At 67.6% G+C, this 26,631-nt stretch carries 22 protein-coding genes; 15 read left to right on the top strand and 7 right to left on the bottom strand.

From position 1 onward, the window contains the following. Nucleotides 1-5 precede the first annotated feature (5 nt). Together HHL15_RS19205 and HHL15_RS19200 are read right to left on the bottom strand one after the other, a co-directional pair. Nucleotides 6-650: a response regulator gene (locus tag HHL15_RS19205; protein ID WP_169147418.1), complete on the bottom strand. Its 645-nt coding sequence runs from the start codon at nucleotides 648-650 to the stop codon at nucleotides 6-8. Nucleotides 651-660: 10 nt separating this feature from the next. After that, nucleotides 661-1,950, bottom strand: a complete 1,290-nt coding sequence (locus HHL15_RS19200; protein WP_169147417.1) for a histidine kinase — start codon at nucleotides 1,948-1,950, stop codon at nucleotides 661-663. A 209-nt stretch (nucleotides 1,951-2,159) separates the two neighbouring features. Between HHL15_RS19200 and HHL15_RS19195 the strand changes: the two genes are divergently transcribed. The 5 genes from HHL15_RS19195 (at nucleotide 2,160) to HHL15_RS19175 (ending at nucleotide 8,413) form a co-directional block, all read left to right on the top strand. Beyond that, nucleotides 2,160-4,028, top strand: coding sequence for a methanol/ethanol family PQQ-dependent dehydrogenase (locus HHL15_RS19195; protein WP_169147416.1), 1,869 nt, complete (start codon nucleotides 2,160-2,162; stop codon nucleotides 4,026-4,028). A 115-nt stretch (nucleotides 4,029-4,143) separates the two neighbouring features. Continuing rightward, nucleotides 4,144-4,728: a pentapeptide repeat-containing protein gene (locus HHL15_RS19190; RefSeq protein WP_169147415.1), complete on the top strand. Its 585-nt coding sequence runs from the start codon at nucleotides 4,144-4,146 to the stop codon at nucleotides 4,726-4,728. A 5-nt stretch (nucleotides 4,729-4,733) separates the two neighbouring features. Next, nucleotides 4,734-5,204, top strand: a complete 471-nt coding sequence (locus HHL15_RS19185; RefSeq protein WP_206198858.1) for a c-type cytochrome — start codon at nucleotides 4,734-4,736, stop codon at nucleotides 5,202-5,204. Between the two features lie 91 nt (nucleotides 5,205-5,295). Further along, on the top strand, nucleotides 5,296-5,811 hold the full coding sequence (locus HHL15_RS19180) for a GNAT family N-acetyltransferase (RefSeq protein WP_169147414.1): 516 nt from the start codon (nucleotides 5,296-5,298) through the stop codon (nucleotides 5,809-5,811). Nucleotides 5,812-6,070: 259 nt separating this feature from the next. Continuing rightward, complete coding sequence (locus HHL15_RS19175; RefSeq protein WP_169147413.1) at nucleotides 6,071-8,413, top strand: fatty acid cis/trans isomerase; 2,343 nt, start codon at nucleotides 6,071-6,073, stop codon at nucleotides 8,411-8,413. Nucleotides 8,414-8,477: 64 nt separating this feature from the next. Here the strand turns inward: HHL15_RS19175 and HHL15_RS19170 are convergent, their stop codons facing one another. Then, nucleotides 8,478-9,047 carry a hypothetical protein gene (locus HHL15_RS19170; protein WP_169147412.1) on the bottom strand — a complete coding sequence of 190 codons (570 nt, stop codon included), beginning with the start codon at nucleotides 9,045-9,047 and terminating at the stop codon, nucleotides 8,478-8,480. 405 nt (nucleotides 9,048-9,452) lie between these two features. Here HHL15_RS19170 and HHL15_RS19165 point away from each other — a divergent pair, with 405 nt between their 5' ends. Beyond that, nucleotides 9,453-9,644 carry a hypothetical protein gene (locus tag HHL15_RS19165; RefSeq protein WP_169147411.1) on the top strand — a complete coding sequence of 64 codons (192 nt, stop codon included), beginning with the start codon at nucleotides 9,453-9,455 and terminating at the stop codon, nucleotides 9,642-9,644. Nucleotides 9,645-9,701: 57 nt separating this feature from the next. Next, nucleotides 9,702-10,643: a bestrophin family protein gene (locus tag HHL15_RS19160; RefSeq protein WP_235943518.1), complete on the top strand. Its 942-nt coding sequence runs from the start codon at nucleotides 9,702-9,704 to the stop codon at nucleotides 10,641-10,643. Nucleotides 10,644-10,664: 21 nt separating this feature from the next. Here the strand turns inward: HHL15_RS19160 and HHL15_RS19155 are convergent, their stop codons facing one another. Further along, on the bottom strand, nucleotides 10,665-11,795 hold the full coding sequence (locus HHL15_RS19155) for a helix-turn-helix transcriptional regulator (RefSeq protein ID WP_169147410.1): 1,131 nt from the start codon (nucleotides 11,793-11,795) through the stop codon (nucleotides 10,665-10,667). 203 nt (nucleotides 11,796-11,998) lie between these two features. Here HHL15_RS19155 and HHL15_RS19150 point away from each other — a divergent pair, with 203 nt between their 5' ends. The 3 genes from HHL15_RS19150 to HHL15_RS19140 are packed head-to-tail and all read left to right on the top strand — an operon-like array spanning nucleotide 11,999 to nucleotide 15,917. Beyond that, nucleotides 11,999-13,447 (top strand): hypothetical protein, encoded by a 1,449-nt coding sequence (locus HHL15_RS19150; RefSeq protein ID WP_169147409.1) that lies wholly within the window; start codon nucleotides 11,999-12,001, stop codon nucleotides 13,445-13,447. Continuing rightward, the gene (locus HHL15_RS19145) at nucleotides 13,444-14,082 is read left to right on the top strand and encodes a hypothetical protein (protein ID WP_169147408.1); all 639 of its coding nucleotides are present in this window, start codon (nucleotides 13,444-13,446) and stop codon (nucleotides 14,080-14,082) included. The genes HHL15_RS19150 and HHL15_RS19145 overlap by 4 nt, the downstream gene beginning before the upstream one ends. A gap of 11 nt (nucleotides 14,083-14,093) precedes the next feature. Further along, nucleotides 14,094-15,917 carry a patatin-like phospholipase family protein gene (locus tag HHL15_RS19140; protein WP_169147407.1) on the top strand — a complete coding sequence of 608 codons (1,824 nt, stop codon included), beginning with the start codon at nucleotides 14,094-14,096 and terminating at the stop codon, nucleotides 15,915-15,917. 1 nt (nucleotide 15,918) lies between these two features. Here HHL15_RS19140 and HHL15_RS19135 read toward each other — a convergent pair whose 3' ends face one another. Continuing rightward, nucleotides 15,919-16,287, bottom strand: a complete 369-nt coding sequence (locus HHL15_RS19135; protein ID WP_169147406.1) for a VOC family protein — start codon at nucleotides 16,285-16,287, stop codon at nucleotides 15,919-15,921. Nucleotides 16,288-16,421: 134 nt separating this feature from the next. On the opposite strand from HHL15_RS19135, the gene HHL15_RS19130 reads away from it, so the two are divergent. From HHL15_RS19130 to HHL15_RS19110, 5 genes are all read left to right on the top strand, one after another. Further along, the gene (locus HHL15_RS19130; RefSeq protein ID WP_169147405.1) at nucleotides 16,422-17,135 is read left to right on the top strand and encodes a helix-turn-helix transcriptional regulator; all 714 of its coding nucleotides are present in this window, start codon (nucleotides 16,422-16,424) and stop codon (nucleotides 17,133-17,135) included. Between the two features lie 81 nt (nucleotides 17,136-17,216). Then, nucleotides 17,217-18,239 (top strand): extracellular solute-binding protein, encoded by a 1,023-nt coding sequence (locus HHL15_RS19125; RefSeq protein ID WP_169147451.1) that lies wholly within the window; start codon nucleotides 17,217-17,219, stop codon nucleotides 18,237-18,239. A gap of 231 nt (nucleotides 18,240-18,470) precedes the next feature. Beyond that, entirely contained in the window at nucleotides 18,471-20,753 is a 2,283-nt protein-coding gene (locus HHL15_RS19120; protein ID WP_206198857.1) for a TonB-dependent receptor, read from the top strand. A gap of 101 nt (nucleotides 20,754-20,854) precedes the next feature. Then, nucleotides 20,855-21,538, top strand: a complete 684-nt coding sequence (locus tag HHL15_RS19115) for a Fe2+-dependent dioxygenase (protein ID WP_169147404.1) — start codon at nucleotides 20,855-20,857, stop codon at nucleotides 21,536-21,538. Continuing rightward, entirely contained in the window at nucleotides 21,535-22,650 is a 1,116-nt protein-coding gene (locus tag HHL15_RS19110) for an alpha-hydroxy acid oxidase (protein ID WP_169147403.1), read from the top strand. Before HHL15_RS19115 ends, HHL15_RS19110 begins: the two co-directional genes overlap by 4 nt. A 437-nt stretch (nucleotides 22,651-23,087) precedes the next feature. Here the strand turns inward: HHL15_RS19110 and HHL15_RS19105 are convergent, their stop codons facing one another. Both HHL15_RS19105 and HHL15_RS19100 read right to left on the bottom strand, forming a co-directional pair. Beyond that, entirely contained in the window at nucleotides 23,088-25,115 is a 2,028-nt protein-coding gene (locus tag HHL15_RS19105) for a methyl-accepting chemotaxis protein (protein WP_169147402.1), read from the bottom strand. 191 nt (nucleotides 25,116-25,306) lie between these two features. Continuing rightward, complete coding sequence (locus tag HHL15_RS19100; RefSeq protein ID WP_169147401.1) at nucleotides 25,307-26,551, bottom strand: polyhydroxyalkanoate depolymerase; 1,245 nt, start codon at nucleotides 26,549-26,551, stop codon at nucleotides 25,307-25,309. Between the last annotated feature and the right edge of the window lie 80 nt (nucleotides 26,552-26,631).

The raw sequence follows: 26,631 nt of genomic DNA, 5'->3' as shown, positions 1-26,631 counted from the left end.
GGGAGTCACGCGGGAAGGGCCGACCAGTCGATCAGCCCGTAGCGTGCCGCCAGCCGCAGCAATTTGAAATCGTTGTCCGCATCCAGTTTCTGGCGGATGGCGGACAGATGGTTGTGAATCGTCTTCTGGCTCAGGTGCATGGTGCTGGCAATGCTGCCGGGCGACTCGCCGCTGGCGGCCAGCCGCAGCACATCGAACTCCCGCGGGGTCAGCCGCGACAGCAGCGCCTCGCCGTCGAGCGCCGCCCCGGCCAGGGCCTGGGCCACGTCGGCGGCCAGCACCCGCCGCCCGGCCGCCACCTCGCGGATCGCCTCGATCATCTCTGCCGGCTCACTGTTCTTGGTCAAGTAGCCCAGGGCGCCAACCCGCATCGCCTGGGTCACGAAACTGGGATTGTCATGCATGGAGATGACCAGCACCCGCAAGCCCGGCTCCCGCGCGATCATGCGCCGGATTGCGTCGATCCCGCTGCTGCCGCGCAGATTGAGGTCGACCACCGCCAGATCCACGCCGCCGGCACACAGGCGAGCATAGGCCTCGTCCGCCGAGGCGGCCTCGCCCACCACCCGCATGCCGTCCTCGGCATCGAGCAGGCGGCGGTAGCCGTTGCGCACCACGGCGTGGTCTTCCACCAGGAGAATGCTGATCATCGGCCGCTCCTCAGGCCTGCCCAAGGGGCAGGCTCAGGCGCACCTGCAGGCCACCGCCGGGCGCCTCGTCAAACCAGCAGCGGCCGCCCGCCATCTCGGCCCGCTCGCGCATGCCCAGCAGGCCACCGCGGGAACGCCGGATCACCTCTGCCGCCTTGCCCACACCGTTGTCGCACACCGTCAGCTCCACCGCCTTGCCCACTTGTTGCAGGGACAGGCTGACCCGGCTCGCCACACTGTGGCGCAGCACGTTGGTCAGCGCCTCCTGCAGGGTCCGGTACAAGGCCAGGCCGGCCGCCGGCGGCAGCGCCGGCAAGCTGCTCGGAAACTCCGTCTCGATGCCGATGCCGGGCGCCCGTCCGCGCCAGCCGGTGATCAGGTCATTCAGTGCATCCACCATCTGCAGGCCCTCCAGCCCGTGCGGGCGCAACTGGGACAGCAGGCTGCGCACCTGGCCGATCATGCGGGTGGACTCGCTGCGGATGTCCCGCGCGCTCTCCGCCAGCGCTTCGGGCGTGGCCCGGCCTGCATGACGTTCAATATAGGCCGCGGAAATGTTCACCGCCGTCAGGGCCTGGCCGAATTCGTCGTGGAGTTCCCTGGCCAGCTCGCGGCGCTCGTTCTCCTGCAACTCCAGCAGCTGGCGGGCAAGCTGCTGGCGCGCCTCGCGGGTTTCGGCGAGCTCTTCCGAGAGCCGCTCGATGGCCTCCGCAATGGAGGCGAACTCCTTGAGCCGGAAAGGCGGCAGGCTGATCGGCTGCTCATCCCGGCCGATCTGCGCCAGCCCCTGCTCCAGCTCGCGCACCGGCTTGAGGGCCCGGTGGGCGGCCAGCCAGGCCACCACCGCCATGGCCACGGAGAAGATCAGCAGGGCAGTCATGATGCGGGCCCCGTCGCGCAGCACCTCGTGGATCTCGGCCCGCGCGTCGGCGCGGATCACCAGGGTACCGTCGGCAAGCGGGATGCGCCGCTCGTGGATCTGGCGGCCATCCATCAGGTAATCCACCAGCGCCGCCATCGGGCCGCTGGTCAGGGTCGTTACACCCTGCTCCAGATTGGAGCGCTCCACCGACAGAGAGACGTGCCGTAACTGACCACCCGCCAGCAAGGCCTCCAGTTCGGCGGCCTGGTAACCAGGCGCCGCCTGCACTGCCAGCATGGTGTTCACCAGGCGGGTCGAGGCCTCCATCTCCTCGGCCACATCGTCGCGCAGGGCCAGCCCCACCCACGCCGCCGCCGTCGCCAGCAAGGCCAGGGCGAAGCCAAGTACATATCCGAACAGTCTCCAGCGCAAATCCACGTTGCGTCTCCTTGTATTCCCTTGGTGGTAGCGCAGCAAGGCATGTGCCAGCTCCCGGGCGTGCCGGGAAAACTTCCCGCCCCCGAGGGGAGCCCTTCCCACGACAGGGCCGCGGCCGCCCTCCCATACTGCCCCTCGTTCCCGCCGCCGGCCGCTGGCCCTGGCGCGGGAAGCGACGACAGACAACATTCCGGAGACAAGGACCCACCATGAAACAAGGACGCACCCACCTCAAGCCGGCCCTGCTGGCCTTTGCCCTCGCCGCCGCCTTCGCGGCCCCCGCCCAGGCCGCCGGCGCCAAGGTCAGCTGGGACGACATCCGGAACGACGACAAGACCCCGGGCGACGTGCTGACCTACGGCCTCGGCCTCAAGGCCCAGCGCCACAGCCCCCTGAAGACGGTGAATCCGAAGAACGTGGCCGGCCTGGTGCCCGCCTGGAGTTTCTCCTTCGGTGGCGAGAAGCAGCGCGGCCAGGAAAGCCAGGCCCTGGTGCACGACGGGGTGATCTACGTGACCGCATCCTACTCCCGCATCTACGCCATCGACGCCCGCAGCGGCAAACGCCTGTGGGAATACGAAGCGCGCCTGCCGGAGGACATCCGCCCGTGCTGTGACGTGGTGAACCGCGGCGCCGCCATCTACGGCGACAAGATCTACTTCGGCACCCTCGACGCCGGCATCGTGGCCCTCAACAAGGACACCGGCAAGGTGGTGTGGCGCAAGAAATGGGGCGACCACAAGGTCGGCTACACCATGACCGGCGCCCCCTTCGTCATCCAGGACCAGAAGAGCGGCAAGGTGCTGCTGGTGCATGGCTCCTCCGGCGACGAATTCGGTGTGGTCGGCTGGCTGTTCGCCCGCGACCCGGAGACCGGCGAGGAGGTGTGGGCGCGCCCGATGGTGGAAGGCCACATGGGCCGCCTCAACGGCAAGGACAGCACGACCACCGGCGACGCCAGCGCCCCCAGCTGGCCGAAGGACAAGGATGGCAAGCCCACCGAAGCCTGGCACCACGGCGGCGGCGCCCCGTGGCAGACCGCCAGCTTCGACCTCGAGAAGAACATGGTGGTTATCGGCACCGGCAACCCGGCCCCGTGGAACACCTGGAAACGCACCCAGGAAGGGGACGATCCGCGCAACTGGCCCAGCCTGTTCACCTCCGGTCAGGCCTATGTGGATGCCAGCACCGGCGAGCTGAAGGGCTTCTTCCAGCACACCCCCAACGACGCCTGGGACTTCTCGGGCAACAACTCGGTGGTGCTCTTCGAGTACAAGGACCCGAAGACCGGCAAGCTGGTCAAGGCCTCGGCCCACGCCGACCGCAACGGCTTCTTCTTCGTGACCGACCGGGAAAAGCTGTCCACCGGCGCCGGCTACCCCAACAAGCCCACCTCCTTGATCGGCGCCTGGCCGTTCGTCGAGGGAATCACCTGGGCCAAGGGCTGGGATGTGGCCACCGGCAAGCCGATCGAGACCGGCAACCGTCCGCCCGAAGCCAAGGCCGGCGCCGACAAGGGTGACAGCGTCTTCGTCTCACCGCCCTTCCTCGGCGGCACCAACTGGATGCCCATGTCCTACAGCCCGGACACCGGCCTGTTCTACATTCCGGCCAACCACTGGGCCATGGACTACTGGACCGAACACCTGACCTACAAGGCCGGCTCCGCCTACCTGGGCCAGGGCTTCCGCATCAAGCGCCTGTTCGACGACCACGTCGGCACCCTGCGCGCCATCGATCCGAAGAGCGGCAAGATCGTGTGGGAACACAAGGAGAAGTTCCCCCTGTGGGCAGGCACCCTCACCACCGCCGGCGGGCTGCTGTTCACCGGCACCTCGGATGGTTATGTGAAGGCCTTTGACGCCAAGACCGGCAAGGAGCTGTGGAAATTCCAGACCGGCTCCGGCGTGGTGTCCGTGCCCATCACCTGGGAGATGGACGGCGAGCAGTACATCGGCCTGGCCTCCGGCTACGGTGGCGCCGTGCCCCTGTGGGGCGGCGACATGGCCGACCTGACCAAGCAGGTCACCCAGGGCTCCTCCTTCTGGGCCTTCAAGCTGCCCAAGAGCGTTCGCTGATCAGGGCTGTCCCGGGCCGGATCACCTCCGGCCGGCCCGGGGCTTTTTTTGCCGACCACCGACCGGGCCCAGGCCCCGGCGGAGATCACGACCGCCCTCCTCAAGGACACACCCCATGCCCATCATTGCATCCCGCCGCCTGGCCGGAGCAGCCCTGCTGCTGCTCGGCGGGCTGGCCCAGGCCGCCGGCTCGCCCACAGAGCCCCTGGTCTTCGGCACCTGCGGCATCTGGCCCCACGCCCGCTGCCGCGGCGCCGACCTGCGCCACCAGGACCTGTCCGCCCGCGACCTGGCGGGCGCCGACTTCACCGGAGCCAACCTCGCCCGCGTCGACCTGCGCGCCGCCAACCTGGCCGGCGCCATTTTCGACGGCGCCGACCTCACCGGCGCCAGGCTCTCCAAGGCCAACGCCCCCGGCGCCTCCTTCCGCAACGCCAGGATGGTGGGCGCCGACCTGGAATTCGCCCGGGTCATGCGCGCCGACTTCAGCGGGGCCGACCTCACCGCCGCCAACCTTGAGGCTGCCAAGGCCGCCTTCGCCTGGTTTCCGCGCGCCCGGCTGAGCAACGCCAACCTGCAGGAGACCAAGTTCGGTGCCTGCAATTTCCAGGGCGCCAACCTGGAAGGCGCCCTGCTCCGCTACACCATCTTCCCCGACTCCTCCTTCGAGGGCTGCACCGGCTGCCCCACCGACTGGTGACCTCCATGCCCATGACCGCTCCACAGCGCCTGCGCCGGCTGCTGGCCACCCTCGTCCTGGCGGCCGGCCCCGCCCTCGCCAACGAGGTCGCCGACCCCAGCGTGGTGGTGAACACCCAGAGCCTGCCTGCGATCACCGCCGCCACCCCGCCAGGCAATCCTTACCGGGGCCAGGCACGCGCCATCGAGATCGGCCGCCACGCCTTCAACCAGGCCTGCGCCCGCTGCCACGGCGTGGATGCGGTGAACAAGGGCCAGGTCGGCCCCGATCTGCTGCGCATGGACCGCGCCTGCAGCCGCATCGCCGACCCGGCCATCCGCGAGATGTGCGTGCTCGACAACGACGACTTCTTCCTCAAGTCAGTGCAGGACGGCAAGACCCGCGTCGGGGTGGTGCACATGCCGGCCTGGAAGGACGTGCTGCCGCCGGCCGCCATCTGGACGATCCGCAGCTTCCTGGAGAGCCGCAAGCCCTGACACGAGGCGACGCCCGGGCGATAATCGCGGCCTTCGATAGCGCACCGTCCGGGCACTCCTGGCGCCCTCCCTCGCTCACCTTTCCCGCCCCATGCCGACCGTCCGCAACGCCACCCCCGATGACCTGCCCGCCATCATGGGCATCCAGGCCCGCTGCTACCGCGCCATCATTCCCGAATCGGCGGTATCGATGGGCGCCAAGCTGGCCGCCTCCCCCGCCACCTGCTTCGTTGCCGAGAGCCGGGGAACGATCCAGGCCTACCTGCTGGCCCTGCCCTGGCACTTTGCCAGCCCGCCCTGCCTCGACGCCCCCGCCTGCCACCTGCCCGCCGCCCCCGACACCCTCTACCTGCACGACCTGGCCGTCGCCCCGGAGGCCCGCGGCGGCGGTGCCGCCGGCGCACTGCTGGGGGCCTTCCTCGACGCGCTGGACACGCTCCGCCTGCCCCGTGCCAGCCTGATCGCCATCCAGGACTCGGCCCCCTGGTGGGCCCGTCACGGCTTTGCCCCGGTGGCCCTGGACAGCGCGCTGGCGGAGCGGCTGGGCGGCTACGGCCACGGCGCCTGCTACATGCAGCGGACGACCATGCCAAGCGCCCCGCCCTGAGCCCCGGCCCGGAACATTCGCTTAAGGTCTGCTTAAGTCTCTCCAGGCAGAGTTCGCCCAACACAACATCCGGGAGAACTCCATGCACATGCACTTCCTGGGCAGTGGAGGGCGCCGGACCCAGGCGGGCGTCGCCACGGGCGGTACGGGTCCGACACACTGATGGACGCCCCCCCGAACTGTAGCGGGAGCCGCCCCGAACCTGCATCCCGGGCGGGAATGCTGCACAATCCGCGCGTCGTCCGAAACCACCTCCCCGATGCGCTTCCTCCCCCCCCTTCTGGCCTGCCTGAGCCTTGCCGCCTGCGCCACCGTCACCCGCGTCCAGCTCGACCACGAACTGGGCCGACCCGACCCCGCCCGCTTTGACCGGGCCCTGACACCGCTGGCTCCGGCGCCGGACTACCAGACGCGGGTCCGGCCCATCCTCGAGCGCCGCTGCGTCACCTGCCATGCCTGCTACGACGCGCCCTGCCAGCTCAAACTGAGCCGTTTTGACGGGCTGACCCGGGGTGCCAACCCCGACCCGGTCTACTCGGCGAACCGCCTGCGTGCCGCCGACCCCGCCCGTCTGGGCTTCGATGCGCACAGCAATGCCACCTGGCGGGACAAGGGCTTTCATGCCGTACTGAACGAACGGGCCTCCAGCCCCCAGGCCAACCTCGAGGCCAGCGTGCTGTACCGCATCCTCGCCCTCAAGCAGCGCAACCCCGGCCCCGCCGAGGGTCCGCTGCCCACCGGCAAGTTCGACTTCTCGCTCGACCGCAAGCAGACCTGCACCCGGATCGAGGCCATGGGTGACTTCGAGAAGGAGCACCCGGAATGGGGGATGCCCTTCGGCCTGCCGGCCCTATCCCCCGCAGAGCACGACACCCTGACCCGCTGGATCGAGGCCGGCGCACCATGGCAGCCCCGCCCTGCCCCCGCACCGGCTGTCCAGGCCAGGGTGGCCGAATGGGAAAAGCTGCTCAACGGCGACAAGCTGCTCGACCGTCTGGCAGCCCGCTACATCTACGAACACTGGTTCATCGGCCAGCTGTACTTCGACGAGCAACCCGACTACCGCTTCGAGCTGGTGCGCAGCCGCAGCGCCCCCGGCCAGCCCATCGACGTGATCGCCAGCCGGCGCCCCTACGACGACCCGGGCGTGGCCCGCGTCTATTACCGCCTGCGCCCCACCGATGAAACCGTGGTGGCCAAGACCTACATGCCCCTGGCCCTCGACGCGGCCCGCCTGGCCCGCCTGCGCAAGTGGTTCTTCGAGGCACCTGTCCGCGTGGAGAGCCTGCCCGACTACGATCCGAAAACCGCCTCCAACCCCTTTGTCACCTTCCGGGCCCTGCCCGTCGATGCGCGCTACCGCTTCATGCTCGACGATGCCCGCTTCACCCTGGCCGGCTTCATGAAGGGGCCGGTGTGTCGCGGCCAGGTGGCGCTGAACGTCATCACAGACCACTTCTGGGTGCTTTTCTACTCGCCCGAGAGTGAGGTGGCGCGGCGTACCGAAGGCTTGCTCGAGGCCACCAGCCCCAATCTGCGCATGCCCGCCGAGGACGACAGCCCGACCGGCATCCTCGCCTGGCGCGAGTACGCCAGGGCCGAAAAGCGCTACCTGGACGCCAAGAGCACCTACATGGCCCGCTTCGCCCAGGTGAAGCCCCGGGTGGCCGACCTGTGGGATGGCGAGCGCAGCAATCCGAACGCCGGGCTTACGGTGTTCCGCCATTTCGACAGCGCCTCGGTCATCCGCGGCCTGGCCGGCGAGCGCCCGCAGACCGTGCTGCTGATGGGCTACCCCCTGCTCGAGCGGATGCACTACCTGCTGGTGGCGGGCTTCGATGTGTATGGCAACGTCGGCCACCAGCTGGCGACCCGCCTCTACATGGACTTCCTGCGCATGGAAGGCGAGGAGAACTTCCTGACCCTGCTCCCGCTGAAGGACAGGCAGAAGGTGCTCGACCAGTGGTACCGCGGCAAACCCGAGCTGCGCATCCGCCAGTTTGCCGACACCCGCGCCTACTTCCCGGGCGAAACGGCAGAACGCTATCGTCGCAGCGATACGCTGGGCGAACTCTATGCCAAGGTCTCCCGCCAGCTCGGCCCGGTCCGGCCCGCCACCCTGGACCTGGTGGACAACGGTGGCAGCCTCGGTCAGCTGACCACCTTGCGGCGCCTCGACGGGCTGACCGGACTCTCCGCCTCGCGCATGCCGGAACACAGCCTGGTCCTGCTGCGCGACGGCTCGGCCAGACCACGCGTCCTGTCCGTGCTGCGCAACAGTGCCCACAGTAACGTGGCCGAGCTTTTCAATGAGGACGCCCGGCGTCTGCCCGACGAAGACAGCCTGATCGTGCTGGACGGCATCGTCGGTGCCTATCCCAACATGATCTTCGAGCTGAACGCCGGCGAACTCCCCCGCTTCGTCAGGGCCGTGCAAGGGCTGGGCAGCGACGCGGACCTCAAGCGCCTGGCACAACGCTTTTCGGTTCGCCGCACCGACCCGCGCTTCTGGGAGGTGAGCGACACGCTGCACGACTACTGGCAGCAGAGCGCCCCCCGGGAAGCTGCGATCCTGGACTACAGCCGCCTGGAAAGCCGCTAGCAGCCCGTAAACGACCGACGCCCCTCACGGGGCGCCGCACAGCAAGCCGAGGGAAGGCCCTCGCTCAGGGCAGACAGAGCTTGCCTGTCACGTTGGCCGACGTGCCGATGCTGTTGCCCAGCACGGTCAGGTTGCCGGTGACCTTGGAATAGGCCCCCTTGCCATCGGTACCGGTGATCAGGATCTGCTCGGTCACCGCCCCCACCGCCGTGGAGCCGTCCGCGTTGTAGGTCACCTGTGCCACGATCACGTCATTGGTGAACAAGGTAGTCCGGTAGGCGCCCGAGCCGATCGACACCGCGCTGCGGGCCGTCTGGATGCTCTGCCGGGGCAGCTGGGTCGCCGCATTGATCACCGCGGCAGGCGTCGCAGTAGTACCCGCCAGCCCCGCCAGGGGTTCGGCCGTGACACCGGCGTAACCACTGGCCGACGGAAAGCCGAGCAGGCTCAGGGCTACGCGGAAACACTGGTTCTGGAAGGCTGGCACCTGGCTACCCAAGGCATTGATCGCGCAGGAGGCATCGGGCAGCAGCTTGACCGAGCCCACCACCGGCACGCAGGCCGCAGAAGCGAATGCAGGCAAGGCCCCCAGAACGAGGGACGCAAGGATCTTGGCGGAGGTGGAAAGCTTCATCTGAACAATCTCCAGGAATGCGGGTGAAAGGAGGACTCGGAGCCACAGACCCGGCCGACAACTTGCCGACGGAATGGCAGGGCGACATCGGCATAATGCCCATCGCAAATGTGGCCGCCTTCTTTCCAAAGGACGCAAGCGTGACAAATATCACAAATTGTAAAAATTCATGTAAGCCGGCCGGCATCCTGACCCACCGGACAGGCCGGACGACTGCTGCGCTTCCGGCCCGATCCTGAAAAGGCGGAGCAAACCCGCCTTGCGCCTGAAGAGAAACCAGGTTTATTGGCGTATTGAATCTTCTGTTTGTGCAACGCAACATCGGTGCGTTATGTTGGACAGGTCCCCCACCCATCGGCCCACAAGGCCGGGTGGGACCTTTCTGTTTCCCACAAGGAGAAGATCATGACTTCCGCCGACACCTGCAATACCGACCTGCTCCACCTGATGACTTCCGCCCGCAGCCAACATGACCGCGCCATCGGTGATTTCCTTCACCAGATCTGGCAAGCTTTCGTCGAAGAGCTGACACCCGCGCCCGTTCTCGAGCTGGCCCGCCGTGCTCATCAGGCCCGCTCTCCACATCCAGGCCACTAAACCGCGCGCAGCTTCCTGCGCCCCCTGCCGGCCGCCCCGCCTCCCGCGGAGGCGGCCATGGACCCATTCCGTTCGCCCATGATCGTCCGTCCCCGCCCCACGATGCGTCAGCTCTTCTTCATCTGGAAGGGCTCCATCATTCCGCTGATCCTGCCCCAGGTCCTCTTCGTCACCGCGGTGGCCGCCCTGGTGACCCTGGCGGCCGACCTGACCGGCCCCCGTTTCCCGGATTTCGCCACCGGCCCCTTCACCTTCCTGGGGCTGTCCCTGTCGCTCTTCCTCGGCTTCCGCAACAACGCCTGCTACGACCGCTGGTGGGAAGCCCGCAAGCACTACGGCCACCTGCTGGTGGTGATGCGCACCCTCGCCCGGGACAGCCAGATCCTCGAAGCGGACGCGGCCGGCGTGCGCCAGCGCCAGGACCTGCTGCGCCTCGCCACCGCCTACACCCGCGCCCTGACCGCCAGCCTGCGCGACCGCCCGGTGCTGGCCGAACTGGTCGACCTGCTCGACAACACCGAGCAGGCCGCACTGGCGCGCTGCCGCAACGTGCCGGACGGCCTCCTGCAGCGCATCACCACCCTGCTGCTGGAGGCCCGCCATGCAGGCCGCCTGGACTCGGTGACCTATGTGATGATGGCAGCCCACGTGGACCAGCTGACCGCCATCCAGGGCGCCTGCGAGCGCATCCGCCATACCGCGCTGCCCTTCGCCTACACCCTGCTGCTGCACCGCACCGCCCACATCTTCTGCATCCTGCTGCCCTTCGGCCTGGTCCATTCCCTCGGCCACGCGACCCCGCTGCTGACCGCCCTGGTGGCCTACACCTTCTTCGGCCTCGACGCCCTCGGCGACGAGCTTGAAGAGCCCTTCGGCACCGCCCAGAACGACCTGCCCCTGGACGCCATCACCCGCCGCATCGAGATCGACCTGGGCGAGTACCGTGGCCTGGCCAGCCTGCCGGCACCGCTGGAACCGAAGGATTTCGTGCTGCTCTGACGACCGGCCCACCCGGTCGGTTCAGGCCTGGATGCTGCGCAGCACCGCCACCAGCTCGTGCTGCCGGGCTGTCCTGGTCTTCTGGAAAATGCCCTGCAACTGGGTCTTGGCGGTATTTGCCGAGACACCGATGCGGGCCGCCACCAGTGCCAGGGTACCGCCCCCCAGCAGCTCCCTGGCGAGCCGTGCCTCGGCGGCCGTCAGGCCGAAGCCCTGCTGCAACACCGCCTCGCTCGGCGGGCGCAGGGGGTCGGAGATCTTCACCAGCACCCCGGGCTGCTCGAACCAGGGGCTGCCGCGCATCTGCATGATGGGCGCGACGACAAGCAGGAGTGGCGGCCCGTTCAGACGGTCGAGGGTCACCACCGGATAACCCGGGGCGGCATGCCGGATGTTCCCTTTGGCCAGTTCCAGGGCATCGGCAAAAGCCTTGCGGAAGCGCCGATGCGCATCGGCATCCACGCAGCCCAGACGGGCATCACGCCCCACACGGAGGGCCGCCCCGCTCTCCAGGAATTCATCGAATGCACGGTTCGCCTCGCGGATCGCCCCATTCGCGCCCAAGGCTGCCGCGGGCTCGCCGCAGGCGTCGACACCCCCTCCCCCAAAAGCCAGTGCGCGGGAGAACGCGGCCAGCCGGCGGGAGATGCGGATCGCCCGGTCAAGGTGCGGCAACACCAGGTCAAGGGCCGAACGCGCAGCGCCATCGAAACGCTCCCGGTCGCCCAGCTTGAACAGCACCACGTTTCCATGGCGCATGCCCTCGACCGCAGTCTTCACCATCAGACATTCCTTCAATCCGTAGGGGAGCAGGTATTCCTGGTAGACCGGGCTGCTCAACCGGACGCTGTCCGGCAGGGCCTCCAGGTCGGACACCCAGCGCAGCTCTGGTGATTTCATCATGACCGGCAGACGCGGATCGATCTGCGCATAGCGCCGGAGATACACGCGGTGAGCCTCCTCGTCCACGTTGTACAGCACGTGCCGCCACAGCACCGACAAGGTGTAATCCATGTCCACCAGGGCTGCCGCCTGGGCCCCGCCCAGCCTGGCCATGGAGGCCAGGGCTGCAGGCCAGCGCTCCGGATCGAGGGCAGCCTCATAGAAGAGGGAGATGACGGGATCAAGCTCGAAGATATCTGGCGCACTCATCTGAAAGGGTCCGGGTGAGGCCTTGGGAAGCCTGATGAATGGGGTGATCCGCCGGCAAGAACTGCGTGACGCAAAGTCAATATAGATCATGCCGACCTGCTATCACCCGATCGGGTGATTTCCCCGCGCATGCAATTTGGTAGCGTAGCCACAGCACGCCATCCTGGCATGCCCGACGCAGATTCACTCCCAGGGAGTCCATCATGACCACCTTCGTCGACCTTCTGATCGGCCTGGCCCTCCTCTACCTGATGACCTCCGTCATCGCCTCCTTTCTCGTCGAGGGGCTGGCCAGCTACCTCAACCTCCGCGCCCGTGGGTTGCAGCGCTTCATCGGCCAGCTGCTCGAAGGCCACGCCGCGGCCCCGTCCCTCGCGATGTGGAGCCGCAGGTTCTATGCCCACCCCCTGATCCAGTCCCTGCACACCCCTACAGTCAGCCTCGACGCTCCCGGCACGCCGCCCAGCTACATTCCGGCGCCCCGCTACGCCGCTGTCGTCATCGACCTGCTGGCCGGCCAGATCACGGGCACCGCGCCGGGAAGCCCGGTGACCCTCGATGCGCTGAAGTCACAACTGGCCGGGATGAACCTGCCAGGCGGGCTGCGGGCCAGCATCCAGACAGCCCTTTCGGCTGGTGCCAGCTCGCTGGCCGATCTGCGCAAGGAGCTCGAGACGGGCTTCGATGCAAGCATGGAACGGGCTGCCGGCTGGTACAAACGGCGCACCCAGCTCTTTCTGTTCGGCTTCGCCTTGGCGCTGTCGGCGGCCTTCAACCTGGACAGCTTCTATGTGGCCAACCGCCTCCTGAAGGACCCGGCACTGCGGGACCTGTCGTTCGCCACTGCCCGGGGAATTGCGCCACCCGACGGCTCGCGAACCCTCGAGCAGCTCAAGTCCGGCCTCGCCGCCCGCAGCATTCTGCCGGCCGGAGCCCTTGCCGACCTGCTCCAGGCAACGGCCAGCGCAACACCTGACAAGCCTGCCATCGTCAAACAGGCTGACGCGCTCCTCGATGCCCTGCATTTCAACCCGATTGCCCGCATGCACACCCGAGCCCTGCTCGATGCCAGCCCTGCCGCCCGCCGGAAGGCCTTCGACGCCCTGCTGGCCGAAATGCCGGCAATCCAGTGCACCGCGCAGGCGGCGACGCCAGCCACCGACGCTCCCGTGGCCACCTGGCTCGCCTACATCTGCGGGCTGCAGGACACGGGCAAGCAGGAGGACGCCCTCGAAGCCTTTCAGAAATCGATGAGCCTGTGGGTCGCTCCCGAGCGCATCATCGACCCGGCTCTGGGCCGCATCCTATGGAACGCCAGGAGCATCCCCGGCGCAACGGACCCCACTCCTGTGAAGACGCTGCACAACCTGCTCCTGACGCACGACGCGCAACAAAGGGCCCTCAAGGACCAAGTGGATGCCCTGCTCGGACGCCTGCCCGAAATCGGCTGGATCTGCGATGTGGCCAAAGCCTGGAACGGCGACCCCTTCCGCTGGATCCGCGCCTTCTTTGGCTGGTTTGCCACGGCCCTGCTGGCGGCGCTCGGCGCCCCCTTCTGGTTCGACACCGTGGGCAAGCTGGTCAGCCTGCGGGGCGTCGGCCTCAAGCCACCGTTTGAAAATGAAAAGCCCTCGGACAAGGGAGCGCAATGATGGCCCAGACCACCCTGCCCGCCGGACCTGTGCCCAGTCCCCGTCCGCGCCTTTCCGCCCTCGAACTCGATCTCTGCGGTTCCCCCGAGGCTTTACGGGCGCTCACCCGGAGTACGGGCCATCTCCGCCCCTTGCGCAGCCTGGCGCTGCGCAGCCATTTCGTCACACCGCTGACGCTCGCCGGCCTGTGCGGCACCATCATCGCCCTGCAGGGACTGCCCCTGCGCTGTACCTGCACAGCCTTCCATCCCGCAGCGCTGGCGAGCCTGCTGCTCGCCCTTGCCGCGGCACTGCTGGGCAGGCGGAGCAAGGCCGCTTTCAGCCTCGCCCTGCATCTCGAGTGCGCACTTCCGCGCGATGAAGAAGCACTGGCCCAGGCCCTGCTGCGCGGCACTCGCAATGCCCGGATGGAATATGCCCTGCTCGGCGCCGTGTCACTGCTGCTGGCCCTTCCCCCTCTGCGCGTCACACCTCCGACGGGAGCGATCTCCCTCGCCCTGTGCGGGCTGCTCGCTGGCGGGGCGCTGTCACTGCTTGGCGGCAGCGCCTTCCGGCACAAGCCCACTCTCACGGCAGGCCTGGGCCTGACTGTCACGGCCCTTGGCGCGGCCGTCCTGGTGTCCCCCTACCACTGATGAGGTGCCCCATGAACGAGACCGACAACACTTACCGCCTCGGCATCACCCTGGCCGGCGCTGTGTCTGCCGGCGCGTACAGCGCCGGTGTCCTCGACTTCCTGCGGGAAGCCCTGGACGCCTGGGAAGAGGCCAAGCGTCAGGGCATCGATTCGGCCGGCCGCAAAGTCCCGACCCACACCGTACGTGTCCAGGCTCTCTCCGGCACATCGGCCGGCGCCATGTGCGCCGCCATGTTCGTCGGCAGCCTGGGCCGCTCCCGCCCGGCGCAGGGAAGCACAGCCCCGTTTGCTGGAAGCCCGCTCTACGATGCCTGGGTCCGCCAGGTGGATATCCTGCCCATGCTCGACGACGCCGACCTCGTCGCCGACGACAGCCTGCGCGCCCTGCTCAACTGCCGCGACCTGGACAGAATCGGCGACGAGACCCTGCAGCCCTGGACCTTCTCACCCTTCACCGCCCATCCCTGGCTGGCCGAGGATGCCGACCTGTTCCTGTGCACCACCTCCCTGCGCGGCATTCCCTACGAGGTCCGCGCCTACGCCAACCAGGCTGTCGCCCCCTATGGCATGAGCCTGCATGCGGGCGTCCTGCGCTACCGCCTGCAGGTGCACACCGACCCGGACGGGATCACCGATGCCATTCCCCTGGCCACGGACAGCCCCCCCGCCCATTGGGGACACCTGCGCAACACGGCCCTGGCCAGCGGCGCCTTCCCCCTGGCCCTGCGCCCCCGGGTGGTGTCGACACCCCGCTCGATGATTGCCGGACGCCGCTGGGAGGTCCCGGATGAAGCAGGGCGCCACTTCAGCGCGCCGGGTGAGATCAAGGCCTGCATTCCCGACGAAGTCCAGGATTTCGTCTCCGTCTGCGTCGATGGCGGCGCCATCAACAACGAACCGGTTGAATACACGCGGATGAGCCTGGTACTGGCCAGCGCCATCCACGCTAACGGCACTATCCAGAGACTGCCCCGCGACCTCGACCAAGCCCGGGCCTCGACCCTGTTGATCGACCCGTTTCCGGACACAGCCGACTTCGACAAGACCTATCACCCCGACGGCAAGGACGACCTGCTGTCAGTCATCGCCGCCCTGGTTCCGGCCCTCCTCGACCAGGCCTCCTTCAAGACCGACGAACTCGTGCTGGCGGCCAAGGTCGGTATCGGGTCAAGGTACCTGATCTCCCCCTGCCGCCCGAATCGCGCGGCCGGCCAGCCCGATCTCGCCTGCGGCCCGCTGGGCGGCTTCCTGGGCTTCATCCACGAGGGCTTCCGCCACCACGACTACCTCCTTGGACGCCTCAACTGCCAGCGCTTCCTATCCCGCCATTTCTATGTGGATTTCAGGAACAGCGTCGTCAATGACTGGAGCGAAAACCCCGACCTGCTGCACTACACGGGCTCCGCCTACTATGGGGCAGACCACGCCGCCATCGTCGCCGAGGTGCATGCCGCCACCCCTGGAACGCTGCCGGGCTTCACGCCCGTACCGGTCATCCCCCTGATGCCGGAGCTGCGCAGCCTCGGCGCAGCCCTGGGGCCCGGCCTGAGCAGCATTGAGGAGTTTCAGCGAGAGAAATGGGCCACGTATGACCCGGCCCAACTCACCGGGCTGGAAGAGAGGCTGTGCATTCGCCTGGACGCCGTCTTCAGCCGGGGAATCGATCAGGTCAGCGTCCTTCTGGGCGGGCGCAAGCCCATCCGGCGCTGGCTGCTCGGCGCCATCGCGAGCCTGCTCGGCCTCAACCCTGCCCGCCTGCTGGCGCGCAAGGCCTGCCGCGGGCTGCAGGAGCTGCTCACCTCCGCAGGCCTGATGAAGGCTTCAGGCAAATAGCTCAGCCCGGCGAGTGCAGGCCGATGCGGTTGCCCTCGCTGTCGGCAAACAGAGCGATGTGGCCGATCTCCGGGCTGATCAGGGTCTTCGGCATCAGCACCCGGCCCCCCGCCGCCACGGCGCGGGCCAGGGGCTGCGCCAGGTCGGCGCCGCCGTCCAGGTAGATGACCACGCCGTGCTCGCCCGGGCGCCCCTCCGGGCAGGCCAGCAGGGCGCCGCCGGTGGCCGGCTCCGCGTACGGAAAGACGGCCAGCTGGATGTCGCCCATGTTCTCGACGCGGAGCTTCACCTGGAAGGTCTCCTCGTAGAAGGCCTGGGCCCGGGCCAAGTCGGAGGCCGGAATTTCGAACCAGTTGATCAGTCGCTGCATGATGTACTCCCTTGTTTGAAGAATGACAGGAGCACTCAGTCTGCACGCCCCCTCCTGACAGCCTTCTGTCAGGAGGCACCGCCAGAGCGCTTCAAAGACGAAGTATCCTGACAGCCTTATGTCAGGAGCCCCCCATGCGCCGTGCCGACCGCCTGTTCCAGATCGTCCTGCTGCTCGACCGGGGCCGCGCCGTCACCGCCCGTGAGCTGGCCGACGCCCTGCAAGTGTCGGAGCGCACCATCTACCGGGACGTGGCCGATCTCGGCCGCTCCGGCGTACCGATCAGCGGCGAGGCCGGGGTGGGCTACCTGATGCGGCCGGGCTACCGCCTGCCGCCCCTGATGTTCGACGCCGAGGAGCTGGCGGCCCTGGCCCTGGGCAGCCGCATGGTGCGCAGCTGGGCCGACCCGGCCCTGGGACGGGCCGCCGAGCGCGCCCTGATGCGCATCGAATCGGTGTTGCCCCAGGCCCTGCGCCAGGACCCGGCGCGGGATGCGCTGCTGGTCCCCGGCTTCCATGTGCCGGAGGCCATGCGCGCGCCAATGACAGCCCTGCGCGCCAGCATCGCAGCCCATCACAAAGTCCGCATCGCCTACGCCCGGGCCGACGGCCTGGCCAGCGAGCGGGTCATCCAGCCCCTCGGCCTGGTGTTCTGGGGCGAAACCTGGACCCTCGGCGCATGGTGCGAATTGCGCGGCGGTTTCCGTAGCTTCCGCCTCGACCGGATCGCCCACCTGACTCCGCTCGACGAACATTTCGACAGCACCGGCATGCTGGTCCGCTACCTGATGTCGGTGCAGCAGGAGGACGACCAGGCCAGCCCCGCACCATCGACCAAACAAGAATGACTTTCATTTGCAAACAATAGAAAGTCTCGATAACATCGGCACGTCATCAGACTTCCACGTGTTCCGACCCCGACCATGACCATGACCCACTTCAAGATCCTCGCCACCCTGCTGGCCGGCATTGGCATCGCCGGCACCTCCGTGGCGGCCGACACCGAACTCAATCTCTACACCGCCCGCCACTACCAGACCGACGAAGCGCTCTACACGAACTTCACGGCCAAGACCGGCATCAAGATCAACCGCATCGAAGGCAAGGAAGAAGAGCTCCTCGAGCGCATCCGCAACGAGGGCGCCAACAGCCCGGCCGACGTCTTCATCACCGTCGACGCCGCCCGCCTGGCCGCAGCCGACCAGGCGGGGATCTTTGCCACCGTCGATTCGGCCCTGCTCAAATCGGCCATTCCGGCCAACCTGCGTACCGACCGCTGGTTCGCCTACTCCACCCGCGCCCGCGTCATTGTCTACAACAAGCTCGACGTCAAGGCCGACCAGGTCCGCAATTACGAAGACCTGGCCAAGCCCGAGCTCAAGGGCAAGGTGTGCACCCGCTCCGGCAACCACGCCTACAACCTATCGCTCGGCTCAGCCCTGATCCAGCACATCGGCGCGGCCAAAACAGAGGAATGGGCCAAGGGCCTGGTGGCCAACTTTGCCCGCGCCCCCAAGGGCGGTGATACCGACCAGATCAAGGCCGTGGGCGCCGGCGAATGCGGCGTGGCCCTGGTCAACTCCTACTACCTGGCCCGCATGTTCAAGTCCGACAAGCCGGACGACCGCAAGGCCGTGGAGCGGCTCGGCGTGGTCTGGCCCAACCAGGCCAGCTACGGCACCCATATCAACATCTCCGGCGGGGGCATGCTGAAGCACGCACCGCACAAGGAGGCAGCGGTCAAGTTCCTCGAGTACCTGGCCTCCCCCGATGCCCAGAACTACTTCGCCAACGGCAACAACGAATGGCCGGTGGTGGCCGGCGTGAAGATCTCCAACCGCGGCCTCGAGACCATGGGCAGCAACTTCAAGGCCGATGCGATGCCGGTCGGCAAGCTCGCCGACACCATCGTCGAAGCCCAGCGCATCTACGACCGGGCCGGCTTCCGCTGATCCCCGCCCCCCGTGCCCGCCGGCGGGAGGCTCACACCTCGATCCGGCGCGGCAGGGGGACATCCGGATGCTGCAGCGCCCACCAAGTTATTGCCAATCATTCTCATTTGCGTTAATCTTGTTACAAGATCTTTTGGGCAAGCCAGCCAATCGCTAGCCAAGCCAGCCAGCCTCGGATCGTGAAACCCCACAGTCCCCCCACGGGACGATTTCATATCGAGAGGCTCATTCATGGCACACAAGCCCAAGCACGGCCGCCGCCCGGTCACCCAGCAGCAGCGCCCCCCCGCCGCCATCTCCGCCGACAAGGCCATCCTGCCCCTCGGCGCGATGATGTTCGCAGCCTCCTTCAGCGCCCTCGCCCAGACTCCGGCCCAGGGCGAAGAGGTCAAGACCCTCAAGCCGGTGGTCGTCAAGGCCACCGCCGAAACCGAGCAGAACGGCAAGGAAACCCTGCGCGCCACCACCACCCGCATCGGCAAGGGCAAGCAGGACCTCCGCGACATTCCCCAGTCCGTCACCGTGGTGACCGAGAAGCTTCTCGACGACCGCAAGATCGACACCGTCAAGGAGGCGCTCAAGATGACCTCGGGCATCACCTTCCTGGCGGCCGAAGGCGGTGAGGAAGACATCCGCCTGCGCGGCTTCCCGCTCAACTCGACAGGTGACCTGTTCATCGATGGCATGCGCGACCCGGCCTTCTACGATCGGGACACCTTCAACATGGACCGCATCGAAGTGCTGCGCGGCTCTGCCTCCATGCTGTTCGGCCGCGGCTCCACCGGCGGCGCGGTCAACCAGGTGAACAAGCAGGCCAAACTGATCGACCAGTCCCAGATCGACCTGACCCTGGGCAGCCACCAATACCGCCGCGCGGTGGTCGACGTGAACGTCAAGACCGGCGACGAATCCGCCCTGCGCCTGAATGCCATGCGCACCATCGCCGACAACAACGGCGCCGGCTCCAGCCTGGACAAGAAGGGCTTTGCCGCCGACTACCGCTGGGGCATCGGCACCCGCGACGAGTTCGAGGTGGGCTTCTTCTATCTCGACAACAACAACGGGATGAATTACGGCCTGCCGTGGGTCCGCCCCAACGCCAGTTCGCCGGTCAGCGCCACCACCATGCTGCCGGCCGACGCCAAGAGCTACTGGGGGATGGCCAGCGACTACAACAACGGCACCGCGACCTACGCCACCTTCGCCCATACCCACCGTTTCTCTGCCGACACCGAACTGGTGACCAAGGTCCGCAAGGGCGACTTCGAGCGCGACCAGCGCGCCGGCACCGTCCGCTTCGCGGGCGCCGCCCAGCAGCCCGGCGGCCAGGCCGTGACCCTCGCCACCCTGAGCCCTAACTCGGTGATCAACCGGGGAACGCAGCTCAAGGTGCAGAGCATGGAGAACCTCTTCGTGCAGAGTGACTTGTCGTCCAAGTTCGAAGCACTCGGCTTCAAGCACGAAGTGCTGACCGGCGTGGATTTCGCCTGGGAGAAGAAGATCGTCCTGGGGGCCCGCAGCGTGGCCCAGGGCGGAGTGACCCTCACCAAGCCCACCACCACCTACGGCAACACCAACGACGGTGCCTGGATCGATGAAGGCCTGCGCAAGCTGCGCAAGACTAGCGAGTTTGAAGCCCTGTCCGGCGGTATCTACGCCCAGGACCTGGTCAAGGTGGCCGATCACTGGAAGCTGCTCGGCGGCGTCCGCTTCGACGCCATGTCGGGCAAATACGATGCGTTCAACCTGAGCGCCACCAATGTTGCCTCCACCTCCCAGTACGAGCAGGCCATCTACAAGTGGAGCCAGCGCTATGGCGTGATGTACCAGCCCAGCGAGCTGCACTCCTTCCACCTGTCCTACGCCACCTCGTTCAATACCTCGGGTGACACCTACTCCTACAGCGCCGCCACGGTGAACACCCCGCCCGAGAAGAGCATGAACCTCGAACTGGGTGCCAAGCTCGATTCCGCCGACAGGCGCATGAGCACCCGCCTTGCCCTGTTCCGCGGCGTCAAGCTCAACGAGCGCAACACCGACCCGTTGATCCCCGTTGCGGTGCTGTCCGGCAAGCGCCACGCCACCGGCTTCGAGACCGACGTGATCGGCAAGATCACCCCGCGCTGGGAAGTCTTCGGGTCCTACACCTGGATCTGGGACGCCGAGATCGACAAGGGCGCTGAAGGTGCAGAAGGCGAAGGCCGCCGTCCGTCCCTGATCCCGAAACATCAGGGCACCTTGTGGACCACCTACCAATTCACCGAGAAGCTGCGGGCCGGCATCGGCGCCAACGGGCGCACCAAGATGACCCCGAACCGCAACCCGGGCTGGTACTCCGAAGGCTATGTCACCTACGACGCCATGGCCGAATACGAAGTGCTGCCGGAACGCCTGACCGTCAAGGCCAACCTGATCAATCTGAGCGACAAGGTGTATGCCGACTCCCTCTACTCGGGCCACTACATCCCCGGCTTCGGCCGGACCTACTACGTCACCGCCAGCCTGAAGTTCTGATGCAGGACATCACGGCACCGAGGTGAAATCCAGGGGGCATGCCGCGAGGCAGGCCCCCTTTACCTTTGCCCATTTGGCCTTTTCAGCGCCTGGAATCCGCCATGCTTCTCCAGATCCCCGAACTCCTCACCGCCGCCGAATTGCGACTCGCCCGGGAATCCCTGGTCGACGCCCCCTGGGCCGACGGCCGCGACAGCGCCGGCCCCCAGGCCGCCACCGTCAAGAACAACCAGCAGCTCCCCCACGACTGCGAGGCCGCCCAGCGCATCCGCCAGATCGTGCTGGGCGCGGTCGAGCGCCACCCGCTGTTCCTCAGCGCTGCCCTGCCCAAGAAGATCTTCACCCCGCGGGTCAATCGCTATGGCGGCGACACGCCCTACTATGGCGGCCACGTGGACAACGCCATCCGCTTCCGCGCCGACACCGGCGAGCGGGTCCGCACCGACGTGTCCTGCACCGTCTTCCTGGCCGAGCCGGATGACTACGACGGCGGCGAGCTGCTCGTCCAGGACACCTACGGCGCCCGCGGCGTCAAGCTGCCCGCCGGCCACGCGGTGATCTACCCAGGCACCAGCGTCCATGAAGTGACCCCAGTCACCCGCGGCCACCGCATCGCCTGCTTCTTCTGGATCGAGAGCATGATCCGCAGCGACGAGCAGCGCCGCCTGCTGTTCGACCTGGACATGGCCCTGATGCGCCTGCGCACCCAGCACGGCGAGACCGCAGAGGCGGTGGCCCTCACCGGCACCTATCACAACCTCCTGCGCATGTGGGCCGACACGTGAGCGCCGCCCCCGCCCTGGACACACTTCCGCACGGCGTAGTGTCGCTCGGTGACCATGAAGGTCACGCCCGCGGCGTGCTCGACGCCAACGCCTGGGCCTACTTTGCCGGCGGGGCGGCCGACGAGATCACCCTGCGCGCCAACCAGGCCGCCTGGAGCGACCTGAAGCTGCACCCGCGCATCCTGCGCCGGGTGGCCGGCGGTCATACCCGCGTACCCCTCCTCGGCCGGACCCTCACTCACCCCATCCTGCTCGCCCCGGTGGCCTACCAACGCATGGCCCACCCTGACGGCGAGATGGCCACCGCCTGCGCCGCCTCCGCCCAGGAGGCCGGGCTGGTGCTGAGCACCCAGGCCAGCCTGCCCCTGGAGACCATCGCCGATGCCGTGCGCGACGACGTCGGACGCGGCCCGCTGTGGTTCCAGCTCTACCTGCAGCACGACCGCGGCTTCAACCTGGAGCTGATCCGGCGTGCCGAAGCCGCCGGCTACGAAGCCCTCGTGCTCACCGTGGACGCTCCCTGCAACGGCGCCCGCGACCGCGAGCGCCAGGCCGGCTTCCGTCTCCCGCCGGGCATATCGGCGGTGAACCTGTCGCGCCTGCCGCCGCTTCCCGAAACCGCCCTGCAGCCCGGCCAGAGCGCCCTCTTCGACGGCCTGCTGCGCCATGCGCCCACCTGGGACGACATCGCCTGGCTGCTGGCCCAGACCCGGCTGCCAGTACTGCTCAAGGGCATCATGGACGAGGACGACGCCCTCGAAGCAGCCCGCCTGCGGGTGGGCGGCCTCATCGTATCCAACCACGGCGGGCGCACCCTGGACACCCTGCCCCCCACCGCCGAAGTGCTCCCGGCCATCGTCGATGCGGTCGGAAACAGCCTGCCCGTGCTGGTGGACGGCGGCATCCGGCGCGGCACCGACGTGCTCAAGGCGATGGCCCTGGGCGCCCGCGCGGTGCTGATCGGCCGCCCCTACATCTACGGCCTCGCCAACGCCGGCGCCCTGGGCGTCGCCCACGTCATCCGCCTGCTGCGCGACGAACTGGAGATCGCCATGGCGCTCTCGGGCTGCACCACCCTGGACCGCATCCCGCCCCGCCTGCTACGGCGGTAGCTGCGAGGGCCCTCCGGAACCCCTCTACCGCCTCATTTTTGAGCGACGTCGATCTTCGCAGAGCCGACGCCCCTCCTTATTTGAGCGACGCCGACCTTCGGCGAGCCTCGATCGCCTCTTTTTAGGGCGGCAAGCCTGCTCGCCGACCCGCCGTCGCTCAAAAAAAGGAGGCGGCGGCGACCTTACAGGGGCCATGTAGGGCCATGGAGGGGCGGTTTCAGCTGCCCGCGGACTCCGATCTGGCTCCTGCGGGCGGCTGTCTTGGTGGTCGCACTGCGTCTGTACCTTTGCTGGGCGGCTTTCCTGTTTTTCACCTTGGATTGGCCGGGAATTTCCCACGGCCGGGTTTGCACACCCGGCCGTGGGAAATTCCCGGCCAATTCAACTCAAAACAACGGAAAGCCCCCCAGCAAACGCACACCCGCTCGAACACAGCATCACAAACGCAGCCGCGCCACCTCGTTGTCGAGCTCCCGGGCGATCTGCAGCAGCTCGTCGGCCTGGGTCCGGTTGGTGTCGGCCGAGCGAGTTGCGTCCGCCACGGAACGGGCGACCGAATCGATCCCGAGCGACAAGGCCTGGCCGGCCTCGCTCTGCTCCCGGGTCGCCCGGGCGATCTCGGCGACGGCGCCGGACACGCGCTCCGCGCGTTCGCGGATGGCCTGCAGGGCCGCTTCAACCCGGCGCGACGCCTCCACGTTGCCGCTCACCTGGTCCACCGCCCGGCGGGCCGTGCCAGCCACCGAGGTCACGCTGTCCTGGATGCTGTTGAGGATGGTGTCGATCAGGGACGCAGACTTGGCGGACTGCTCGGCCAGCTTGCGCACCTCGTCAGCCACCACGGCAAAACCCCGGCCCTGCTCACCCGCGCGCGCAGCCTCGATGGCCGCGTTGAGAGCCAGCAGGTTGGTCTGCTCGGAAATGTCGCGGATCGCGTTGAGCGCCTTGTGGATCTCGGCCGAACGCTGGCCCAGCTTCTCGACCTGGACGGCCGCGTCCTGCACCGTGCCGGCGGTGCCATTGAGCTGGGTGATGGTGTCGTTGACCGAATTCACCCCCTCCTCCACCGACAGCGCCGTCTCGCGGGTCAGGTCCAGGGCCGCCGACGCGTTGCCGGCCACCTGCTCGACACTGAGGGTCAGGCTCTCCGTGGTGCTGGCCATGTCCCCCGCAGAATTGCTCTGCTGGCGGGTCGTCTCGCCCAGCGCCTGCGAGGAGGACGACATGCTGCTCGCCGCCCGCTGCAGGTGGTCGCTGGTCTGGCGGATGCTGCCAGCCAGGGCGCGCATGGACTCGGCGGCCGAATTGATGCTGTTGCCGATCAGGTCGATCTCATTGCGGCTGCCCGGCTGGGCCTCCGCCCTCACGGTCAGGTCGCCGCCGCCGAAGCGCGACACCAGCTCCGCCAGGTGGCTCAGGGGCTTCAGGCGCCGGCCCAGGAAGAAGGCCAGCGCAATCACCAGCAGCGCCCCGCAGCCAACGGCCAGCAGGGCGATCTGGTTGCGCAGGGTGTTGGCGTCCTCGACGAACTCCTCGACCCACGAGCCGGTGACCACCAGCCAGTGCAGGTCGGGCAGCTCACGCACCACCACCATCTTGTCGGCCTCGGCATCGGCCGGCCCCCACTTGTAGATGAGGGTCCCGTTCTTGGCCTCCACCAGCCTGCGCACAATGTCCTGGACCCGCGGATCCACCTGGCTGAGGGTCTTGCCCTCGAAGCTCGGGTGGTAGATGAAGCGCACATCCTTGGCATCGCCCGACGGCACCGAAATGATGTAGGGGTAACCCGTCTTGCCAACCTTGATCCCCTTCAGCTTGTCTTTGATCAGCTTGACGTTGCTCTCGGCATCGACCCGCATGGTGACCGCGCCGATGACGGCGCCGGAGGCGTCCTTGAGGGGCTCCGCGGCCAGCACGAACATCTTGCCGTTGCGCTCCAGCGAGCCCAGGAAGGGCTTGCCCTCCAGCAGGACGCCCGGGTAGGCCCCGTTGTTGTCGACGAGCTCGCCATTGCGGTAGTTGCCTTCCTTGTCCTTGAGCAGCGTGGCGGCCCGGTAGAAGCGGTCGCCCTTGCGCACCAGGAAGGCGGCCTCGCGATCGGTGTGCAGCTTGGCATAGGCCGTCAGCAGGCCGGCGTTGGCGTTCAGGATGTGGGGGCCGACCGCCAGGCCGGGCAGGCTGGCCGCCCCGGTGGGCAGGTCGGCGCCGGTCAGCCGCGGCTTGCCGTCGAGGCTCTCGATGAACTGGGCCAGCGCATCCACGGAGCGCTTCTCCAGGGCGTTCTGGGCATAGGCCAGCATCGAGATGGTCATGTCGGCCTGCAGGGCGAGGGATTCCTCGGCCTTGGACAAGGCGTTCTGGCGGGACAGCATGGCCACGGCGGCCACCAGGATGGCGACCATCAGGGTGACGCCGAGGGTGCACAGCAGGACGACCTGCCGGGCGATAGGCTTGTTGTTGATCATTTTTCTTCTTCGCAAACGGGGATGGGCTGCAACCCGTTGCGTATCGGCCCGATGCCGCTGGCCTTTAGAAGAAACACCTACTTATTTCAGGGTTTTTACACACCCCCTCCCGGCGGGATCCTCCAGCGGCTGCGCCTCTCCGGCCCACGCGCCGGCAAGCCGGACATCCCCCGGGGGCTTGCGGCGGGGGGCTACTCGTCGAAGGCGTGGATGAAATCGCGGATCCGCGGATAGATCTGGCGGTCCCAGCGCTTGCCGTTGAACACCCCGTAATGCCCCACACCGGCCTGCAGGTGATGCTGCTTTCGATAGGGCGCCAGCTTGCTGCACAGGTCGTGGGCGGCCAGGGTCTGGCCGATGGAACAGATGTCGTCGCGCTCCCCTTCGACCGTAAACAGGGCGGTGCGGCGGATCAGTTCCGGACGCACCGGACGCCCCCGGTAAGTCATCTTCCCTTGCGGCAACAGGTATTCCTGGAACACCGAGCGCACCGTCTGCAGGTAGAACTCGGCGGGCAGATCCATCATGGCCAGGTACTCGTCGTAGAACTCCTTGATGCCATGGGCCTTGAGCGTATCGCCCTCGACAAAATGCCCGTACATCCGGTGGAAGGACTCCTTGTGGCGGTCCAGGTTCATGCTCATGAAGGCGGAGATCTGCAGAAAGCCCGGATACACGCGGCGGAACGCGCCCTTGTAGCGCAGCGGCACCACCCCGATGAGATTGCGCTCGAACCACTCGATCGGCTTGCTGGTGGCCATGTTGTTCACCTCGGTCGGATTGATCCGGCAATCGATCGGGCCGGCCATCAGCGTCATGCTGCGCGGCTGGTGGGGGTGGCCCTCCTCGGCCATCACCGCCACCGCGGCCAGGGTCGGCACGGTGGGCTGGCACACCGCCACCAGGTGGGTATGCGGCCCCAGCCAGTCCACGAAGCGGATGATGTGCTCGATGAAGGTGTCCAGGTCGAAGGCGCCCTCAGACAGGGGGATGTCCCGCACGTTGTGCCAGTCGGTCACATACACGTCGTGGTCCTGCAGGAGGGTCTGCACGGTGCCCCGCAGCAGGGTCGCGAAGTGGCCCGACACCGGCGCCACCAGCAGCACCTTGGGCTGGCCCTCGATGGCCGGCTCCCGGCGGAAGCGCTGCAGGGTACAGAAGGGCGTGGCGAACACCGCCTCCTCCACCACCCGGCAGCGCCCCTGGTCGGTGTCGACGGCATCGATGCCGAAGGGCGGCCGATGGTGGGTAAGCCCTGACAGGGCGATCACCTCGCAGGCGGCCGCCGCCTTGCGCAACAAGCGGCTGTGCGGGTACCAGAACAGGCTGTGGTGCAGCCAGGGCGCCAGCGCACGCGCCACCGTACGCGCCGGCGTAGTCAGGTCGGCCAGGGTTTGGTAGGCCTGGTAATGCAGGGCGGGGCTGTTGGGGGACATGGTCGTTTTTGTAGGTGCTCAAGTTGGTGAGTACGATCAAGCAATAGACATGCCGTACCACCCAAGAGCCCGGCATGCGC

It is taken from the genome of Zoogloea dura (genome assembly GCF_012927165.1).
Lineage (GTDB): Bacteria > Pseudomonadota > Gammaproteobacteria > Burkholderiales > Rhodocyclaceae > Zoogloea > Zoogloea dura.
This window is presented reverse-complemented; position numbering and strand designations above follow the sequence as displayed.

Coding starts and splice junctions, on each gene's coding strand:
- HHL15_RS19205 (WP_169147418.1), bottom strand. CDS start 650: ATGATCAGCATTCTCCTGGTGGAAGACCACGCCGTGGTGCGCAACGGC.
- HHL15_RS19195 (WP_169147416.1), top strand. CDS start 2,160: ATGAAACAAGGACGCACCCACCTCAAGCCGGCCCTGCTGGCCTTTGCC.
- HHL15_RS19190 (WP_169147415.1), top strand. CDS start 4,144: ATGCCCATCATTGCATCCCGCCGCCTGGCCGGAGCAGCCCTGCTGCTG.
- HHL15_RS19185 (WP_206198858.1), top strand. CDS start 4,734: ATGCCCATGACCGCTCCACAGCGCCTGCGCCGGCTGCTGGCCACCCTC.
- HHL15_RS19180 (WP_169147414.1), top strand. CDS start 5,296: ATGCCGACCGTCCGCAACGCCACCCCCGATGACCTGCCCGCCATCATG.
- HHL15_RS19175 (WP_169147413.1), top strand. CDS start 6,071: ATGCGCTTCCTCCCCCCCCTTCTGGCCTGCCTGAGCCTTGCCGCCTGC.
- HHL15_RS19170 (WP_169147412.1), bottom strand. CDS start 9,047: ATGAAGCTTTCCACCTCCGCCAAGATCCTTGCGTCCCTCGTTCTGGGG.
- HHL15_RS19165 (WP_169147411.1), top strand. CDS start 9,453: ATGACTTCCGCCGACACCTGCAATACCGACCTGCTCCACCTGATGACT.
- HHL15_RS19160 (WP_235943518.1), top strand. CDS start 9,702: ATGGACCCATTCCGTTCGCCCATGATCGTCCGTCCCCGCCCCACGATG.
- HHL15_RS19155 (WP_169147410.1), bottom strand. CDS start 11,795: ATGAGTGCGCCAGATATCTTCGAGCTTGATCCCGTCATCTCCCTCTTC.
- HHL15_RS19150 (WP_169147409.1), top strand. CDS start 11,999: ATGACCACCTTCGTCGACCTTCTGATCGGCCTGGCCCTCCTCTACCTG.
- HHL15_RS19145 (WP_169147408.1), top strand. CDS start 13,444: ATGATGGCCCAGACCACCCTGCCCGCCGGACCTGTGCCCAGTCCCCGT.
- HHL15_RS19140 (WP_169147407.1), top strand. CDS start 14,094: ATGAACGAGACCGACAACACTTACCGCCTCGGCATCACCCTGGCCGGC.
- HHL15_RS19135 (WP_169147406.1), bottom strand. CDS start 16,287: ATGCAGCGACTGATCAACTGGTTCGAAATTCCGGCCTCCGACTTGGCC.
- HHL15_RS19130 (WP_169147405.1), top strand. CDS start 16,422: ATGCGCCGTGCCGACCGCCTGTTCCAGATCGTCCTGCTGCTCGACCGG.
- HHL15_RS19125 (WP_169147451.1), top strand. CDS start 17,217: ATGACCCACTTCAAGATCCTCGCCACCCTGCTGGCCGGCATTGGCATC.
- HHL15_RS19120 (WP_206198857.1), top strand. CDS start 18,471: ATGGCACACAAGCCCAAGCACGGCCGCCGCCCGGTCACCCAGCAGCAG.
- HHL15_RS19115 (WP_169147404.1), top strand. CDS start 20,855: ATGCTTCTCCAGATCCCCGAACTCCTCACCGCCGCCGAATTGCGACTC.
- HHL15_RS19105 (WP_169147402.1), bottom strand. CDS start 25,115: ATGATCAACAACAAGCCTATCGCCCGGCAGGTCGTCCTGCTGTGCACC.
- HHL15_RS19100 (WP_169147401.1), bottom strand. CDS start 26,551: ATGTCCCCCAACAGCCCCGCCCTGCATTACCAGGCCTACCAAACCCTG.